The following is a 17,673-nucleotide window of genomic DNA, read 5'->3' on the forward strand; positions in this document are numbered from 1 at the left end:
CCGCCGAAGGCGCCGACCTTGTCCGACCGTGAAGAAAACCGCTTCAGCGTCCGTGCCGGGCCAGGAGTGCGGTGCCGATCCCACGGTAGGCCGACGGGTCGACCGGCAGCAGCCACTGCCGGGCCTTGGTGAGCGGCCCGACGTCCAGCCGGAGGTCGGTCAGGAGTTCGTCGATGTCGTGCATCGAGAACGGGATCACGCTGGTACCCCGGGCGTGCTTGCCGGCACTGAACTTCTCGATCCAGCGCAGTTTCTCGTCGATGTCGGCCCGCATCTGGGCCGCCGGGGGCGGACGCAGGCCGCCGAGCAGGTAGGCGGCCGTCCAGACCGCGCCGATCTCGGACCCGAGGGGGCAGAAGAACGAGGAGCGGTAGCCGGCGAAACTCAGGGCGGGCACGTCCGGCGGCAGGATCTGCCGGTGCAGCAAGAAGTTTCCGTGCTCGTCCTGCAGCCGGGCGATCACCTCGGGGGCGAGGAAGGGCACCTGCTGATCAAAACCGGTACCGCAGACGACCAGGTCGGCAGGCAGTGTCTCCCCGTCACTGAGCCGGGCGTGCGGGCGTCCTTCCTGTGCCGTCAGCTCGTCGACGGTCACGTCGCGGCGGACCCGCAGGCGACCGTCCGCGGCCCGTTCGTAGAATCCCTCGGTGACGAGACTGACCGTGCTGCGGGCAATCTCACCGAAACTGCCGGGCGGGACCAGGCCGAGCGGCCGGAGTCGGAACTGGCGCACGGCAATGGCCTGCACCCCGGCCAGCATCCCCTTCCCGACCCGGCCACCGGGGCCGGGCAGGATCTTCTCCCGCAGGGAGGGCCGGAAGTACGGGAACAGCGCCTCGCCGACCCGGGTGAGGATCAGGTACTTGTAGTTGAGCACGCCGGCCACCTTGCGGGGCATCTTCCACAGCAGGCGCCGGGCGGCCACGGTGGTACTGCTCGCGACGTCGCTGATGGCCACCGCGAGGTCACAGGCAGACTTGCCGTAGCCGATGACCAGCACGTCGCGACCCCGCGCGTCCTCGAGGTCGAGGAAGTCCGAGGTGGCGACGACCCGGCCCCCGGCCTCCTCGAACTGTGTCCGGCCCGCGAGGACCGGCACGGCCGGACGGGAGAACACCCCGTTGGCGACCACCAGGTGGTCGAACACCTCCTGGGTACTTTCCCCACCGCCGGCCGGACGAAGGGTCAGCGACCAGGCCGGACCGTCGATCAGGTCCGCGGTGACCACCTCGGTGCCCAGCCGCAGCACCGGGCCGAGCCCGAAGTACTCGACGTAGCTCTCCAGGTATTGCTGCACCTGCTCACCGTCGGGCCACTGCGGATAGTGCTCCGGCATGGGTAGTTCGGAGAACGCGTAGGTGCGCTTGTCGTTCTGCGTGCGCAGACCGGGATAGCGCCGGGTCCGGCTCCACACCCCGCCGATATCCGGTGCCCGGTCGTAGACCGTCACCTCGAACCCACAGCGCAGCAGCATGCGGGCGGTACCCAGCCCGGCGTAGCCCGCCCCCACCACGGCAACCTTCATCAGTGACCCCCGGTCGTTCCTGAGCCGCTCCCCACCTTCACCGTAGAACGAGCTCGTTCACGCCGGGCAGATACACCGCACCCGCATCCGGGTGTCCCCCGCCAGGACGGGAGACACCCGGCCGATGCTCAGCGCCAGCCCAGTTCCGGGGCCAGATGCTTCATCACGCTCTCCAGCAGGTGCGCGTTGTACTCGACCCCGAGCTGGTTCGGGATCGTCAGCAGCAGGGTGTCGGCCGCCGCGATCGCCTCGTCGTCGGCCAGCTCCTTGACCAGCTGCTCCGGCTCCCCCGCGTAGGTCTTGCCGAACCGGGCCGCGCCACCGTCGAGATAGCCGACCTGGTCCTGGCCGCCGCGCGCCGAGCCGAAGTACATCCGGTCCAGGTCGCTGACGATCGGGAAGATGCTGCGGCTGACCGAGACCCGAGGCTCACGCGAGTGCCCGGCGGCCTTCCAGGCGTCGCGGAAGCGCTGGATCTGCTCGGCCTGGAGCTGGTGGAACGGAACTCCGGTGTCCTCGCTCAGCAGCGTCGAACTCATCAGGTTCATGCCCTGCTGCGCGGTCCACTCGGCCGTGGCCCGTGTGCCGGCGCCCCACCAGATGCGGTCGGCCAGGCCCGGGGCGTGCGGCTCGACCCGCAGCAGTCCGGGCGGGTTCGGGAACATCGGGCGGGGATTGGGCTGGGCGAAGCCCTCACCCTTGATCACCTCGAGGAACCGCCGGGTGTGCTCCCGGGCCATCTCCGCGTGGTCGGCGTCTTTCGGCTCGTACCCGAAGTAGCTGTACCCGTCGATCACCTGCTCGGGTGATCCCCGGCTGATGCCGAGCTGCAGTCGGCCCCCGGAGATCAGGTCGGCCGCGCCGGCGTCCTCCGCCATGTACAGCGGGTTCTCGTAGCGCATGTCGATGACGCCGGTGCCCAGCTCGATCCGGCTGGTGCGGGCCCCGGCGGCGGCCAGCAACGGGAACGGTGAGGCCAGTTGCTGGGCGAAGTGGTGCACCCGGAAGTACGCGCCGTCGGCGCCGACCTCCTCGGCCGCCACGGCGAGCTCGATCGACTGAAGAAGGGTGTCAGCGGCCGTGCGGGTCTGTGAGTGGGGCGTGTCCGACCAATGGCCGAACGAGAGGAATCCGATCTTCTTCATACCCGGATCCAACACCGGCGGCCGCTCCTTCTTCCCGCCGGGCTGGCGGTTCAGCCCTCGTACAGGGCGAAGTAGAGGTTTCCGACCTCGGTGGCGTGGCTGCCGAGCGCGGACGGGTTGACGATGTTGTGACCAAGATCAAACTCTGCGGGGAACTCGTGGACGGCGGCCTTCAGATCGTTGGCCTGCGCGACGTCGGCCGGGATCGCCGTCGCGGCGTCCAGGTCGATGTACGGGTCCTTCGCCGAGACGGCCACCGCCACGCTGCGCAGCCGGGCATTGACGGGGTCGTCGCGCAGATTGCTCTTGACCCGCAGGTACTGCCCCAGTCCACTCAGGGTGAAATTGGTGTCCCCGACGCGGCGGTCGGGCAGGATCCGGAATCCGTACAGCACCGTCAGCGGACGCAGCACGTACGAGGGCGCCTGGGACGCGGCGGGCTGGTAGAAGGGCGACAGGGCCAGCAGGTGGGTCACGGTGTCGGTGCGGTACTCGGCCAGCCAGGTCGCCAGTACCCCGCCGCCCGACATCCCGATCACGCCGGTCTCGGTGCCCAGTCCGGCCACGACGTTCATCGCATCGTTCGCGTAATCCGCCAGCTCGTCGGTCTTCACCTGGCTCGCCTCGTCGATGTCGGTCAGGCCGTGATGCGGTTCCCGGGGCACGTAGACGTTGTAACCGCGGTCGTAGAACAGCTGGGCCAGGGCCACGTAGTCCTTCGGGCAGCTGGTGTAACCGTGAAGCATGAGAACGGATTTCGCGGTCTTCTCCGGATGTACCCGCAGGATGCTGCGGCACTCGGCCCGCACCTGGCCGTCACCGGTGTCACGCTGCACCGCGGCCGCCCCCACCGCCGAGGCCTCGGCGAACGACAAGGTCTTCACCTCGGGGTGCTGCAGCCGGTCGCTGCCCAGCGGATAGAGGTACAACACACCGACCAGCAGCACCAGCACAGCGAGCAGCACCCCGACGACCAGACCGATCCGGCGCCACACGCTGCGCTTCCCGGCCGGCCGTACGGTCTCTTCCACCCTGGATTCAGCCCCCGACACAACTTCCCCCACCTTGACCCGCTCCACCCCAATGGATCAGGTCATTGTGGGGCTTTTGCCAGCGCTCGTCCCGAGAATAAAAAGATCAGTTCTCGTGCTGGAGATCGAGGCTGCCGATCCCGGAGTCGAGCGCCACCTCGATGCGGTCAGTGGAGTCGGTGGAGTCAGTGGAGTCGGTGGAGTCACCGGACGCCGGTGCCTCCAGAACGGTGCCGGCGCCGAGCCCACCGTGGTGCTCACCGTCCAGGTCCGCCTGACCCGCACCCGCGGAGAACCTCACCTGGGCCGGAACATCCGCGGGGACCAGGAAGCGCACCGCATTGGCCCCGCCGCCGATCCGCGCGCGCAGGGTCCCGTCCGGACGGGGCAGACGCACATCCACGCTCGCCACACCCTGCGTCACGTCCAGGCTGTGCACACGAGCCTGCCCCAGGTCCAGGGCGAGCACGGAGGAGCCGCCGGCGATCTCGATGTCCCAGCGCACGTCGCTCGAGAGCCGGACGGCCAGGTCGACCCCACCGCCCCCGGTCTCGTCCGCTCCCTCGGTCGACAGCCGCACCACACCCGACTCCGGTGCCCGCAGGACCGGGACGGCGCGTTGCCCCTCCGGCGTGCGGGCCCGCACCAGGTCGCCGCCGAGGTCGTCCGCGGTCACCGTCAGCCGGTCCATGCCTCCGGTGACCACCAGCCGCGCCTCGGCCTGCCCCTCGGCGGCCAGGGTCGGGGTGTGATCCACGCGGTCGGTACCCGACCGATCGTCCCCGCGCCGCTCGCCGGTGTAGTGGACCACCAGGAGCACCACCAGGACGGCGACGGCGACCACGGCCACCACCCACCCGCCGGGCCACCCGGCCGCGGGAGAAGATGGCGGCGACTGCTGGGGGGACGACGGCGACGACGTTTGCGGAACGTTGGAGGACACGCCCCGATACTTCAAGGAGCCAGGTCCGGCGGCCACCCGAGATGCCCGCTTTCGCCCCGGACGACGGAACCGGCTCTGCTGTGCCCGGACGGCACGCCAGGGCCCCGCGCGACCGCATCGTGACCCGGTACCGCGGTACCGCTCGAGCGGCCCGCAACCGGCACCGGCAGAGGACGACACAGCGGTGCGGCTTCCGCCAGGCTCGAACCCATGCCGCTCCCCGCCGCCCGGGCCATCGAGCCTCCGGGTCCCCCCGAACACCCGGGCCCCCTGTCCGGGACGTCCGGGACGCTGACCCGCCGATGGCCAGTTCTCGCGTCCCTCATCCCCCACCGTCTCCTCGATCTACCCGATCTACCCGATCTACCCGGTCCCGGGGACGTGGTGACCGCCCTGCTGGTCGCCGGATGCGGATTCTGGCTCGACGACCGGTTCACCGGGCAGTTCCTCCTGCTCTGCTGCTTCCTGCCGCTGGTCAGGCTCGGGCCGGGGTTGCTGGCACCGGTCGTGGCCCTGGCCGGGGGGATCGGCTACTGGTGGTGGCTGGATCGACTGGCCGATCCCTTCGGTCAGTCCGTGATGTGGTGCCTTCCGGTGGCGGTCGCGGGCTGGTACGCGGGACGTCGCCGGGTCGGGGCATGGACCCTGCTGGTCCTGGCCGTCGCGGCGCTGATCGGGACGACCCCGGCCGTGATCGCCCCGGTGCCGACCCTGGCCGTGGCTGCGGGATACGTGGCGGGGCGGATCTGGACGTCCCAGGACCGGATCGGGGCGCTCACCCTGCAACTGGGGCGGGCCCGCGCGGAAGTCACCGCCGTCCGCGACGAGAACCGCACGCTGGAAGAGCGTTCCGCCCTCGCCCGCGAGCTGCACGACGTGGTCGGCCACCACCTCTCCGTCATCTCCCTGGCGGCCGAGGCCGCCACGCTCCGGCCCGAGAGCACCCCCGAGTCGCTGGAACGGATCCGGGCCGCGTCCCACGACGCGATGAGTGAGCTCGACGTGATCCTGCGCTCGCTGCACCGCGACGGTGAGAGCGCGCCGCTGGAGCCGAACAAGGGGCTGGGCGACATCGACGAACTGCTGGAGGCCCTGCGGCAGGCCGGTCTTCACGTCGACTCCTCGATCCTGGTGACCGCGCCGGTGCCCTCGGGCCTGCAGCTGACGGTCTACCGGATCGTCCAGGAGGGGATGACCAACATTCTGCGGCACGCCGGGGCCACCCGCGCGTCCCTCACCGTCGTCGCCCAGGACTCCCTGCTGTCCGTACGCGTCGGCGACGACGGAACCGGCGTCCAGGACGCGGACCTCGGCACCGGCCGGGGCCTGACCGGGATCGCCGAACGCGTGCGCGGTTTCGGCGGCGACTGGTCGGTCGGGGTGTCCCCGTGGGGCGGCACCCAGCTGGACGTGGTGCTGCCGCTGACACCTGACATGCTTCCCGGGTGAGTCACGACATCAAGGTTGCCGTCATCGACGACCAGGAACTCGTGCGCGCCGGGCTGCGAACCGTCCTGGCCTCCGCGCCCGACCTGCACGTGGTCGCGGAGGCCGCGAACGGCCACCAGGCCGTGGCTGTGGCCCGGCAACGCCCGGAACTGGACCTGATGCTGCTGGACATCCGCATGCCCGGCCTGGACGGCCTCACCGCCCTGCCGCAGATCCTGCGCGAGCGCCCGGACCTGCCGGTGCTGATGCTGACCACGTTCCCGGACGACGAGTACGTCACCGCGGCACTCGCCGCCGGGGCCTCGGGGTTCCTGCTCAAGCGCTCGTCCGGCGCCGATCTGATCTCGGCCGTGCGAGCCGGCGCCGCGGGTGAGGCCGTGCTCTCGCCCGGTGTCACGCGGGCGGTGATCCGGCGCAGCACCCGGCCCGGACCGGCCGGTGCCGAGCTCCCGGCCGGGGTCACCGCCCGGGAGCTGGACGTACTGCGCAAGGTCACCGCCGGGGCCAACAACGGGGAGATCGCCCAGCAGCTGCACCTGAGCGAGAGCACGGTGAAGTCGCACGTGTCCCGGGTGATGCAGAAACTTGGCTGCCGCGACCGGGTCCAGCTGGCGCTGCTCGGCCTGCGTCTGGGGCTCGACCAGCACTGACGGGTCCTTCCCGGGGAGGGGAAGGACCCGTCGGGTCGATCAGGCGGTGATCGCCACGGCGCCCTTGGCCGGCACGGTCACCGTGGCCTTGCCGTCGGAGCCGACGGTGATCGTGGTGCCCGAGCACGTGCCGGTGGTGGTGCCGCCGGTGATCAGGTCGCAGTACTTCCCGGCGGCCAGACCGGTCTGGATCGTCTGGGTCTTGGCCGAGGAGCCGTTGTTCAGGGCGGTCCAGCCCTTGGCGCCGCGGGAGAAGGCGATCAGGCTGGCGCCGTCGTCGTACCAGTTGGCCTGCTTGGCGGTGCCGACCGCGTTGCGGAAGGCGATCATGCCCTTCACGCCCTTGTCCCGGTCCAGGCAGTTCCACCGGCCGTCGGAGCAGTTGGTGTTGCTGATCTTCCCGGCCGCGTCGGACGGCGGGGAGTCGCCGCTCTGGCTGTAGGTGAACGACGCGTACACCTGGGCCCGGCCGTAGCCGCCGGCCAGCAGGTACTGGGTGGCGAGCCGGTCGGTGTCGCCGTCCTTGTAGGTCAGCGAGCTGGCGTCGCGCTCGGTGTCGTGGTTCTGCACGAAGGTCAGCGACTTGGCCGAGGCCGGCAGGCCGCTGCTCTCACCGAAGGATTTCAGGGTCGCGATCTTGCCGTTGAAGGCCTTCTTCAGCTGCGCGGGCGGGCCCCAGGTGAGCACGTTCGCGACCTCGGTGAAGGCCGCCGGTGACAGGTCACCGCTACCACCGGTCACTTCCAGCGCCACGTAGGGCTTCTCACCGTCGGCGGTGGTGTTCAGGCCGGCGATGATCGCCAACAGGTCGGCCTTGGCGATGTGCTTGCCGGCGTCCACCCGGAATCCCGAGACGCCGAAACCGATCAGCCGGTTCAGATAGCCGTCGATCGCGCCCCGCACGTAGGTGCTTTCGGTCTTCAGGTCGGACAGCCCGACCAGCTCGCAGAAGTTGACCTGGGTGGCGTTCTCGTAGTCGTTGATCTTGCCGTCGGAGGTGTTGCACTCGGTGCCCTGGTGGTGGAAGTCGTCCTTGGTGTACAGACCCGCGTAGGTGTACTTGTCGAACGTGCCACCACCGTAGGAGGTCCCGCCGCTGCCGGCCATGTGGTTGATCACCGCGTCGACGTAGACCTTCACACCGGCCTTGCGGCAGGCCGTCACCATCGCCTTGAACTGGGCCTCACTGCCCATCCGGCTCTCCAGGCCGTACCCGGCGGGCTGGTACACCTCGTACCACGGGTGGCTGCCGCTGAGCTTGATCGACGTCTGCGGCGGCGCCACCTGCACGCCGCCGTACCCGGCCGGGCCGAGCACGTCGGTGCACTCGCTCGAGACCGACGTCCAGTTCCACTCGAACAGGTTCGCGATCACGTCGCCCCGGGTGGCCGTGCCACCGCCGGTCGCTGCGGTGCCCGCGGAGGACGAGGCGGTCGGGGCCGCCGTCGTCGTCGCTGGGGTGGCGGTGGTGGTCGCCGTCGTCTGAGCAGGGGACGCCGATGTCGTCGACGTGGGGGTGGCGGTGGGTGTGGCGGTGGGGGTGGTGGTCGCCGACACACCCCGTCCCCGGTGGTGGCCCTCGGCCGAGCGGGGCCAGGCCTGCACGGCGGTGGCGGACACACCCACCACCAGAACGGCAGTGGCTCCGGCGATCGTCACGGTGCGGCCCCGGCCGGGCCGCCGTCCTCTGGAAGTCATGGTCGGGGAACATAACAGCGAAGAAGACGCGCAGGAACGGCGAAACCTGCACCATCAAAAGGCTTAACGCATCCGGTCTATCGAATTGACCGGGGACACAGTGAGAACGGCCCACCCATCGCCCGGTCACGTCGATGAGACTTAGGGATGGCTTGGCTTTACGGACGAACGCCGACCGGACCGTACGTGAGCATCGGAACGCCGAGCGTCACCTGGTTCCTTCTCCCGCCTCCACGGCCGCCACGAAAGGCAATGGCCCACCCGAATTCCGGCGACCATCCCTCTGCGATTCCCTCCCTGGGAACCTTTAAGGTTTACCGGTATACTTCGTTCCCACCTTGCCGCCCGCCTACCCAAGGGGTCTGAGGGATGCCGACACTGGACGAGGTGGCCCGCGCGGCGGGCGTCTCGAAGATGACCGTGTCCAACGTGCTGAACGGGCGCCGCGGGCGGGTCTCCCCCACCACCGCGGCCCGGGTGCTGGAGGTCGTCGAGCGGCTCGGGTACGTCCGCAGTGCCACCGCCCGGTCGCTGAGCGCCCAGCGCTCGAACATCGTGGCCCTGGCCTTCCCGGGGCGGGGCGGGCGCGAGGCCGGCGACGTCGTGCCGCTCACCAACCCGCACGACTCGCTGTTCCTCAGCGAGGTCGAGGCGCACATCACCCGGGCCGGGCTCTACCTCATGGTGCACTCGGTCAACAGCGTCGAGGCCACCGCCCAGAACCTGCGCTCGTGGAACGTCGACGGCGCGATCTTCCTGGGCACCCGGGCCGACGAGGTCGCGGCCCTGCACGCCGCCTACCCGGCGCCGATGGTCTTCGTCGACAACCACGGCGCATCGCCCCGCATCAACAATGTCGGCATCGAGGACCGGCTGGGCGGGCAGCTCGCCGGCCGCCGCCTGCTGGTGGCCGGGCACCGGCGCATCGGCTTCGTCGGGCCCCGGTTCGACCGGCCCGGCGTGGTGCGCGAGCGCTACGCGGGCTTCGTCCAGGCCCTGGCCGAGGCCGGGCTGAGTCCCCGGCCCGAGCACGTGGTGCGCTGCGACGCCGGTTTCGATGCGGCCGTCGCCGCGGCGCAGCGGGTGCTGGCGGCGCCGGAGCGGCCCACGGCGGTCTTCGCCACCGCCGACGTCATCGCGGCGGGCCTGCTCAAGGGCTTCGCCCGGGCCGGGGTGAGCGTGCCGGCCCAGATGTCGATCATCGGGTTCGACGGTCTGGAGATCGGCCGTCATGTGACCCCCGAGATCACCACCTTGCGCCAGGACATCCCCGGCAAGGCCCGGGCGGCCGTGGAGGTGCTGCTCGCCCAGTTGTCGGGGTGGCCCACCGTGCGTTCCGAGCGCCGCGTCCTGGGGGTCACCCTGGTCGAGCGCGAGTCTGTCGGGCCCCCGCCGGGACACATCCCCGACCTTTACCGGTAAATGACATTTCCCTTAGGTTTACTAATGCCGTCGCCGGGAATTCAGGGGTTTGTTTCCGGCATATTCCCGGTTATTCTGAATCCGAGGCCGCAATAGCGTCGGCGCTATTGACGCCCCCCGATCAATTCCTTCTCGAACACCTGTATGTCAATGGAGACAACATGTTTCGTAGAATTCTCGCCGCGGCGTCGGCGACCGCGCTGGCCGTGGGCCTGCTCCTGCAGACGGCGCCCGTCGCCTCCGCCGCACCCCCGGCCGGCCAGAACGACACCATCGTGCATCTCTTCGAATGGAACTGGCCCTCCGTCGGGCGTGAGTGCACGTCGAATCTCGGACCCAAAGGTTATGGTGCGGTCCAGGTCTCCCCTCCGCAGGAGCACATCGTGCTGTCCGGCAGCGGCTATCCCTGGTGGCAGGACTACCAGCCGATCAGCTATCAGCTCGTCACCCGCCGGGGTAACCGGGCCGCGTTCGCCGCGATGGTCTCGACCTGTCACGCGGCCGGGGTCAAGGTGTACGTAGACGCCGTGCTCAACCACATGCAGGGCGCCAACCAGTCCGGCACCGGCAGTGCGGGCAACACCTTCTCCAACCTGAACAACCCGGCCGTTCCGTACACCTCGTCCGACTTCCACACCCCCTGCGCGATCAACGACTACAACAGCGTCACGCAGGTGCAGACCTGTCAGCTGTCGTCGCTGACCGACCTGAGGACCGAGTCGGCCTCGGTGCGGGCCAAGGAAGTCGCCTATCTCAACGACCTGATCTCGCTGGGGATCGACGGATTCCGGCTGGACGCCGCCAAACACATGGCGGTGGCCGACATCGCGGCGATCAAGGCCGGTCTGACCAAGCCCTCGTCGTACCTCTACCAGGAGGTGATCGAGGGTGGCGCCAACAGCCCAACCCAGTACACCGGCAACGGTGACGTGACCGACTTCCGCTATGGCGACGTGGTCGGGGCGGCCTTCCAGAGCGCAAGTCCGGCAAGCCTTTCCACGTTGCCCTCGCAGATGCTCCTGGCCACCGGCAAGGCCCAGGTGTTCATCGACAACCACGACACCGAGCGCAACGGCCGCACGAAGCTCAATTACAAGAACGGCGACCGCTACTACCTGGCCGAGGGTTTCATGCTGGCCTACCCGTTCGGCACCCCCGCGGTGATGTCCGGGTACGCCTTCAGCAGTTCCGACGCCGGTCCGCCGGCCGGCAGCAACGGCACCACCACCGACACCTCCTGCGGCAGCGGCTGGACCTGCCAGCACCGCGACCGCCGGATCGCCAACATGGTCGCCCTGCGCAATGCGGCCCGGGGCAGCGCCGTGACCAACTGGTGGAGCAACGGCAGCTCGCAGATCGGTTTCGGCCGGGGGGCGGTCGCTTACACGGCCTTCAACACCGCGGGCAGCTCGGTGACCCGCACCTTCCAGACGAGTCTGCCGGCCGGTACCTACTGCGACGTGATGAGCGGTGACTACTCGGCCGGGTCCTGTTCGGGCACCCGGTACACGGTGGCCGCCAACGGTACGTTCACCGCGACGCTGGCGGCCAACCGGTCACTGGCCCTCTACACCGGCGCCCGGATCTGATGCACGGGGCGGCGGGGCGGTTCGGTCACGCCCCGCCGTCCGACCGGGCCAGGAGGATCTCGCCGACGGCGCGGAAGAGGCCCGGGTCCAGATCGAGGGCCTGCAGCCGCGACAGGCGCACGGACAGCGACGGCGCGGTGGTGATGCACTCCATCACCCGGGCCTTGGTCACGTACTCGATCTGGGCCCGGTCAAGAACGGCGAAAACACGCTGGTGGACGTTGTTGTCACCCAGAAGGGGCCGGTCACCGAGGATGATCCGCACGGTGGCCGAGGAAGGAACGGCCTCGACGACGACGGACGTCCGGGTGCCCTCCCGGACGATCCGGGCCGGCACCGGTACGTCGTCCACCGTGGCGACGGGTTCGATGCCCGGAGCCAGCGCCGGGAACGTGACGGTCCAGCTGCGCACGTCGGGCACCGTCCCGCCTGCCCCCTGCACCGGGCCGATCCTGAGGATGCCGGGGTCCTGGGCGAGGCGGATCGGGGTGCGGGCCACCGGACCCTCCACCGTCCCGTCGTCCTCGAGCAGGTCGAAGGAGCCGTCGGCCCCCACCACGACCAGCAGTTCCAGGTGCCCGGGGTTGACCGGGTCGTTGCCCGGCACCTGCGCGGCGTCCAGCGGGACGAGCGCCCCGGCCGGGGCGAGCACCGGCACGGTCTCGAGGTCACGGTGCAGGTGGATCTCGCGCTCGCCGTCGTAGACCAGGTCGGTGAACACGTCGACCCAGGTGCCGGGCGGCAGCCAGGCCGCGACCGCGGCCAGGCCGGTGGTCCGGTCGGCCGGTTCGGTGACGGGCGCGACGATCAGCTGGGTGCCGAACTGGTACTGGTTGGGCACCTGGTAGGCCGCGTCGGCGTCGGGATGGGCGTAGTAGAGGGGCAGGACCAGCGGCAGGCCGTCGGTGGCGGCGCGGTGGTTCATGGTGTGCAGGTAGGGCACGAGACGATGCCGCAGCCGCAGGAACCGCGTCATGATCGCCTCGATGTGGGCCGGGAAGGTCCACGGTTCCTTGGCGATGAACGGGTTGTTGCCCGAGTGCAGCCGCATGATCGGCGAGAACACGCCGAACTGCAGCCAGCGGGTGGCCAGTTCGTCGTCGCGGGCTCCGAAGAAGTGACCGCCGATGTCGTGGCTCCACCAGCCGTAGCCGATGTTGGCGGCCGTGGCGGTGAAGTAGGGCTGGAAGGCCAGGGACGCCCAGGAGATCACGGTGTCGCCGGAGAAACCGACGGGGTAGCGGTGGTTTCCCGGGCCGGCGTAGCGGGAGAGGGTGAGGGCGCGCCGGTCTGCGCGGGCGTTGTCGAGGAAGTGGAAGTGGTTGAGCATCCACAGCGGGTCGATCCCGGCGATGCGCGAGTACGGCCCGGACTGCCAGTCCAGCCACCAGAAGTCGACGCCGTCACGTTCCAGGCCGCGGTGCAGCACCTGGAAGTAGGCGGCCAGGAAAGCCGGGTCGGTGACGTCGAAAGCGATCGGGTCGCCGTCACCGTCACCGTTTCTGACCTGGCCCAGGGCTGCGGCCATGGCCGGATAGGCGTCCTCGAAGGCCCGCACGCCGTCGGCGGGGTGCACGTTGAGGGTGACGCGCAGGCCCTTCGCGTGCAGGTGGCGCAGGAACTGCGCCGGGTCGGGGAAGAGGTCGCGGTTCCAGGAGTATCCGGTCCAGCCGCTGCCGTGGGCCGGGTCGACGTCGACCAGGTGCCAGTCCATGTCCAGCACGCTGACCGAGAACGGGATGCCCTCGGCCCGGAAGCGGTCCATCAGCTCGAGATAGGAGTCGGCGGTGTAGCGGTAGTACCGGCTCCACCAGTTGCCCAGGGCGTAGCGCGGCAGCACCGGCGTGGGGCCGGAGACGGCGTAGAAGGCCCGCAGGGCGGCGGCGTAGTCGTGACCGTAGGCGAACACGTAAAGGTCGGTGCGGTCGACGTGGTCGGCACTCACCCAGCCGTCCGGCTCGAACAGGAACGAGTGCGAGTCGTCGATCACGGCGTAGCCGTTGCGGGAGACCACGCCGTGCTCCAGGGGAACGGCGCCGTCGCGGTCGTCGAGCGTGCGGGCGGTGCCACCCAGATCGTCCGGGCTCTGCCCGTACCGCCACACCGAGTGGTAGGCGCTGACGCCGCCCAGGACCTCCAGGCTCAGCCCGCTGGTGGTGAACGGGCCCCGGTCGTAGGTCAGACGCAGGCGCTCGGTCACGATCGTCAGATGGGTGCTGGTCTCCATCACGCGAAAGTCCGGCACCGGCAGGTTCCGGTTCACCGCGAAGGTGGAGGCGCGGTCCTCGAAGACGCCGTCGGCGGCGTACTCCAGCCGCAGCAGCCCGGCGTCGAGCACCATGATGCGGTATCGGTCGCCGGTGACCACGGCGGCCGGTGCGGCGGCCGGGCGGGACGCAAGGCGGGGCGGGAACGTCATGTTCATCAGTCCTTGACCGATCCGGAGGTGAGTCCACCGACGATGTACCGCTGCAGGAACTGGAACAGCAGCACCACCGGCAGAGCGGTCAGCAGGGCGCCGGCGGCGAAGACACCCAGGTTGTTCGAGCGGTCGGCCGCGATGATGCCGTAGAGCCCGACGGCGAGGGTCTTGGCCTGGGTGTCGGTGAGGAAGATGGAGGCCATCAGGAACTCACCGATGACGCTGACGAAGGCCAGCAGCCCGGTGACGGCCAGGACCGGGCGGGCCAGCGGCAGGATGATCCGGAAGAAGATCGTGGCGTGGCCGGCGCCGTCCACCACGGCCGCCTCGTCGAGCTGGCGCGGGATGGTGTCGAAGAAGCCCTTGATCAGCCAGACCTGGCCCAGGGATCCGCCCAGGAGCACCAGGCTGTACCCGAGCAGCGTGTTCAGCCCGAGGGCCGGCACCACCTCGCCGATCGCGGTGAACATGCTGTAGAGCGCGATGACGGCGAGGAACTGGGGGAACATCTGGATCAGCAGCAGGCTCAGCTGGCCGCCGCGACGGCCCCGGAACCGCAGGCGGGAGAACGCGTAGGCGGCCAGGGCGCTGCAGAACACCTGCACCCCGGTGACCACCACGCAGACCACGAGCGTGTTCAGCAGCCACCGCGCGAACGGGCGGGCCGGGTCGTCGAAGAGGGCCGCGAAGTTCTCCAGGCTCAGGTGTTTCGGGATGACGCCGGTGGAGGCGACCGTGCCCAGGGGGTTGAAGGCCGCGGAGACCACGTAGGCGACGGGGACGACGGCGAACAGCACGGCCACCAGACCCACACCGTGACGCCACCCGACCTCGCGCCACCATCGTCCTGTGCTCATCTCAGTTCATCTCCTCGAGCCGACGGGTGATGCGGTACTGCGCGGCGGCCATGATCGCGGTGATGGCGAACAACAGCGTGGCGATCGCGGCGGCGAAGCCCAGTTGCGCACCGTTGCCGCCGAAGGCCAGGCGCACCGTGTAGCTGATGAGGATGTCGGTGGCGCCGGCGTCGGGGTTGCCCGGACTGAACGGACCGCCGTGGGTGAGTAGCTCGATCACGTTGTAGTTGTTGAAGTTGAACGCGAACGACGCCACCAGCAGGGGCGTGACCGCCACCAGCAGCAGCGGGAAGGTGATGCGGCGGAAAGCGGTGAACCCACCGGCACCGTCGATGCTGGCCGCCTCCCTCAGATCGGACGGGATGGCCTGCAGGGCCCCGGTCGAGACCAGGAACATGTAGGGGAACCCGAGCCACAGGTTCGTCAGCAGCAGCGCGACCTTGGCCCACAGCGCGCTGCCCAGCCAGTTCACGTGCAGGCCGGTGATCTGGTTGATGAGGCCGAAGTCCTGATTGTAGAAGCCCGACCAGACCAGGATGCTGATGAAGCCGGGGATGGCGTACGGCAGCAGGAGCACCGAGCGGTACACCTTCTGCCCGCGCACCCGGGAGTCGTTCAGCGTCACGGCCAGGCCCAGCCCGACCAGGAAGGTCAGGGCCACCGAGGCCGTCGCGAAGACCACGTTCCAGATGAAGATCCGGGTGAAGCCACTCAGGATGTGCTGGTCGGTGAACGCGCGCCGGTAGTTGGCCAGACCCACGTCCGAGCGCCAGGACTGGTCGGACAGCCGGGTGCCGTCCGGGCCGACGAAATACTCACGGTCGCCCTCGCGCGCGGTGGTGTAGCGCACGCCGGTGACGGTGTTTGTGATCGTGCCGGTGCCCTGGTCGTACTGCAGGGTGCGGCGGCCCTCGTAGGCCTCGTGCAGTCCGCGCTGACGGATCGCGCCGTTGCCGGTGGGCACGGTGAAATCCCGCAGCCGGTCGGCGGCGGCGTTCACCTGCAGCGGGGTGAGGATCGTGTAACCGGTTGCCGCACTGACGAAATTGTCGGTGACCGTGACGGCGGAGCGCTCCAGCGGTGCCAGGCCCGCCTCGGTGCCGGAGTAGAGCGCGCCACTCTTCTGGTCGACGAGAAAGAACGTGATCGGGCCCGAAGCGGGTGAGCCGGTGGTGGCCACACTCAGGTTGAACTTCGGGGAGTCCGGGACCTGGACGACGGAGTTGGCCAGGATGCGCTCGACGGTCTCCTGCCGTGTGGTGCGGGTGCCGTCGCCGTAGTTGGTGGTGGACAGCTGCAGCGTGGACAGCACCGGGACGACGATGAACAGGATCAGCAGCAGGGTGCCGGGGACCAGGTACTTGGCCGGGACCGCGCGGGCCGTGGCGTAGGTGGCCAGGACCACCGCGATGACGGCCCAGACGATGGCCAGGAAGACGTAGTGGCGACCGGCGATCAGCACCGGGGTCAGCGCCGCCGCGGTCCCCACCGCCGTGCCCAGGCAGAGCACCCGGATCACGGCGGTGGCGACGATCGAAGGTGCTTTCACGGGGCCGTGACGGCACTGCGGATCGCGGTGCCGGCCGACGTCATCGTCGCGGCCGGGTCTTCCCCGCCGACGATCGAGGCGAACGCCTGGCTCAGGGCCGGCCAGACCCCGGCCATGAACGGGAAGTCCGGCAGCAGCGAGGCGTTCTTCGCCCCGGCGGCGAGCTTGGCCATGTCCGGGTCCTTCGCCGAGACGGCCTTCAGCACGTCGGTGCGGGCCGGGGGACGCGGGTCCTCGTCGTACATGGCGGTCATCGCCTCGGGGGTGTTCATCGTCTTGGTGACGAATTCCTCGGCGAAGGCCGGGTTCTTGGCGTTCGACAGGGTCCAGAAGGCCTGCACACCGAGGAAGGGCGCCGCGGGCGCCTCACCCTGGAAACCCGGGATCGGGGTGATGTCGTAGGACACCTCGGACTTGCGGATGTCGGCCAGGGCCCAGGGCCCGGACACCAGGTAGGCGGACTTGCCCTCGGTGAACTGGGCGATGGCGTTGGTGCCGTCGATGGAGCGCGAGAGCACCTTGGAGCCCTTCTCGCCCAGGGCGGCGATCTTCTGCGCGGCCTTGACCGAGGCCTCGTCGCCAATGCCCACCTGCTCCGGGTCGTACTGGCCGTCGGGCTTCTTGCCGAACAGGCTGCCGCCGGCCGAACTGAAGAACGCGTACAGATGGTAGGCGTCCCCCTCCTGCCCGACCGGAAGAGCGAGGGCCCGCTTGACCTTTCCCTTGCCGACCGCGGCCTGGCCGGTACCGACCAGGTCCTCGACGGTCGAGGGGGCCTTGGCCACGGCGTCGGTGTTGCGGTAGAGCACCAGGTTCTCCGTGCCGTACGGCAGGGCCCACACCTGGTCGTTGCGGGTCACGGAGGTCACGGCCCCCTCGTCGTACGCCGACAGGTCGTCTGCGGTCAGGGACAGCGGGGCGACCGCGCCGTTCTGCAGGGCGCCGCCCAGGAAGTCGTTGGGCAGGGTGACGATGTCGGGCCCGTTACCGGCCGCGTTCGCGGTGATCGCGTTGGCGGCCAGGTCGGAGGCGATGACCTGGACCGCGACCGAGATCCCGTTCTCCTGGCCGAACTTCTTCGCGATCGGGGTGACCGCCCGGCTGGCCGGTTCCGTCGTCCAGATCACCAGATCGGCGTCCTGGCGCGAGGGAGCGTCGCTCGCGCCGGGCGAGCCGGCCGGGGTCGCGGCGTCCGGGCTGCCCCCGGCGTCCGAGCCGCCCCCGGAGCACGCCACCAGCGCGAACAAGACCACCGTGGCCGCCCCGGCCAGGCCGTGGCGACCCCGGAGGGCACCGCGACGTTCCGGAACACGTTGCCTACGAGTCGACTTCATCGGGACTCCTCCTGTGCGCGGTCACGGTGCCACGTCGTGCCGGGACAGATCCTGATTCC

The 17,673-nt window shown here is 69.8% G+C and carries 13 protein-coding genes; 4 read left to right on the forward strand and 9 right to left on the reverse strand.

The window, feature by feature from the left end; translation table 11 throughout:
- Positions 1-43 precede the first annotated feature (43 nt).
- The 4 genes from QSK05_RS14885 to QSK05_RS14900 form a co-directional block, all read right to left on the reverse strand.
- The gene (locus QSK05_RS14885; protein ID WP_285597781.1) at positions 44-1,525 is read right to left on the reverse strand and encodes a flavin-containing monooxygenase; all 1,482 of its coding nucleotides are present in this window, start codon (positions 1,523-1,525) and stop codon (positions 44-46) included.
- Positions 1,526-1,653: 128 nt separating this feature from the next.
- Positions 1,654-2,670 (reverse strand): LLM class flavin-dependent oxidoreductase, encoded by a 1,017-nt coding sequence (locus QSK05_RS14890; protein WP_285597782.1) that lies wholly within the window; start codon positions 2,668-2,670, stop codon positions 1,654-1,656.
- A gap of 50 nt (positions 2,671-2,720) precedes the next feature.
- A complete protein-coding gene (locus QSK05_RS14895; protein ID WP_285597783.1) occupies positions 2,721-3,701 on the reverse strand; it encodes an alpha/beta hydrolase in 981 nt (326 codons plus the stop codon).
- Positions 3,702-3,807: 106 nt separating this feature from the next.
- Positions 3,808-4,644: a toast rack family protein gene (locus QSK05_RS14900; protein ID WP_285597784.1), complete on the reverse strand. Its 837-nt coding sequence runs from the start codon at positions 4,642-4,644 to the stop codon at positions 3,808-3,810.
- A 210-nt stretch (positions 4,645-4,854) separates the two neighbouring features.
- On the opposite strand from QSK05_RS14900, the gene QSK05_RS14905 reads away from it, so the two are divergent.
- Together QSK05_RS14905 and QSK05_RS14910 are read left to right on the forward strand one after the other, a co-directional pair.
- On the forward strand, positions 4,855-6,093 hold the full coding sequence (locus tag QSK05_RS14905; RefSeq protein ID WP_285597785.1) for a sensor histidine kinase: 1,239 nt from the start codon (positions 4,855-4,857) through the stop codon (positions 6,091-6,093).
- Positions 6,090-6,743, forward strand: a complete 654-nt coding sequence (locus QSK05_RS14910) for a response regulator (RefSeq protein WP_285597786.1) — start codon at positions 6,090-6,092, stop codon at positions 6,741-6,743. Before QSK05_RS14905 ends, QSK05_RS14910 begins: the two co-directional genes overlap by 4 nt.
- A gap of 39 nt (positions 6,744-6,782) precedes the next feature.
- Here QSK05_RS14910 and QSK05_RS14915 read toward each other — a convergent pair whose 3' ends face one another.
- Positions 6,783-8,441, reverse strand: a complete 1,659-nt coding sequence (locus tag QSK05_RS14915) for an alpha-amylase (protein ID WP_285597787.1) — start codon at positions 8,439-8,441, stop codon at positions 6,783-6,785.
- Between the two features lie 369 nt (positions 8,442-8,810).
- Between QSK05_RS14915 and QSK05_RS14920 the strand changes: the two genes are divergently transcribed.
- A complete protein-coding gene (locus QSK05_RS14920) occupies positions 8,811-9,863 on the forward strand; it encodes a LacI family DNA-binding transcriptional regulator (RefSeq protein ID WP_285597788.1) in 1,053 nt (350 codons plus the stop codon).
- A 161-nt stretch (positions 9,864-10,024) separates the two neighbouring features.
- A complete protein-coding gene (locus QSK05_RS14925; protein ID WP_285597789.1) occupies positions 10,025-11,452 on the forward strand; it encodes an alpha-amylase in 1,428 nt (475 codons plus the stop codon).
- A gap of 25 nt (positions 11,453-11,477) precedes the next feature.
- On the opposite strand, the gene QSK05_RS14930 is transcribed toward QSK05_RS14925, so the two are convergent.
- Genes QSK05_RS14930 through QSK05_RS14945 form a run of 4 tightly spaced genes read right to left on the reverse strand, consistent with a single transcriptional unit; the run spans position 11,478 to position 17,614 of the window.
- On the reverse strand, positions 11,478-13,871 hold the full coding sequence (locus tag QSK05_RS14930) for a glycoside hydrolase family 31 protein (protein ID WP_285597790.1): 2,394 nt from the start codon (positions 13,869-13,871) through the stop codon (positions 11,478-11,480).
- Between the two features lie 5 nt (positions 13,872-13,876).
- Positions 13,877-14,731 (reverse strand): sugar ABC transporter permease, encoded by an 855-nt coding sequence (locus tag QSK05_RS14935; protein ID WP_285597791.1) that lies wholly within the window; start codon positions 14,729-14,731, stop codon positions 13,877-13,879.
- Between the two features lies 1 nt (position 14,732).
- Positions 14,733-16,280 carry an ABC transporter permease subunit gene (locus QSK05_RS14940; RefSeq protein WP_285597792.1) on the reverse strand — a complete coding sequence of 516 codons (1,548 nt, stop codon included), beginning with the start codon at positions 16,278-16,280 and terminating at the stop codon, positions 14,733-14,735.
- Positions 16,277-17,614: a sugar ABC transporter substrate-binding protein gene (locus QSK05_RS14945; RefSeq protein ID WP_285597793.1), complete on the reverse strand. Its 1,338-nt coding sequence runs from the start codon at positions 17,612-17,614 to the stop codon at positions 16,277-16,279. The genes QSK05_RS14940 and QSK05_RS14945 overlap by 4 nt, the downstream gene beginning before the upstream one ends.
- Positions 17,615-17,673 lie beyond the last annotated feature (59 nt).

It is taken from the genome of Kineosporia sp. NBRC 101731 (assembly GCF_030269305.1).
GTDB lineage: Bacteria > Actinomycetota > Actinomycetes > Actinomycetales > Kineosporiaceae > Kineosporia.

Bases quoted from the DNA above. Each gene is read 5' to 3' on its own strand.
- QSK05_RS14885 (WP_285597781.1), bottom strand. From the start codon at position 1,525: ATGAAGGTTGCCGTGGTGGGGGCGGGCTACGCCGGGCTGGGTACCGCC.
- QSK05_RS14890 (WP_285597782.1), bottom strand. From the start codon at position 2,670: ATGAAGAAGATCGGATTCCTCTCGTTCGGCCATTGGTCGGACACGCCC.
- QSK05_RS14905 (WP_285597785.1), top strand. From the start codon at position 4,855: ATGCCGCTCCCCGCCGCCCGGGCCATCGAGCCTCCGGGTCCCCCCGAA.
- QSK05_RS14915 (WP_285597787.1), bottom strand. From the start codon at position 8,441: ATGACTTCCAGAGGACGGCGGCCCGGCCGGGGCCGCACCGTGACGATC.
- QSK05_RS14920 (WP_285597788.1), top strand. From the start codon at position 8,811: ATGCCGACACTGGACGAGGTGGCCCGCGCGGCGGGCGTCTCGAAGATG.
- QSK05_RS14925 (WP_285597789.1), top strand. From the start codon at position 10,025: ATGTTTCGTAGAATTCTCGCCGCGGCGTCGGCGACCGCGCTGGCCGTG.
- QSK05_RS14930 (WP_285597790.1), bottom strand. From the start codon at position 13,871: ATGACGTTCCCGCCCCGCCTTGCGTCCCGCCCGGCCGCCGCACCGGCC.
- QSK05_RS14935 (WP_285597791.1), bottom strand. From the start codon at position 14,731: ATGAGCACAGGACGATGGTGGCGCGAGGTCGGGTGGCGTCACGGTGTG.
- QSK05_RS14945 (WP_285597793.1), bottom strand. From the start codon at position 17,614: ATGAAGTCGACTCGTAGGCAACGTGTTCCGGAACGTCGCGGTGCCCTC.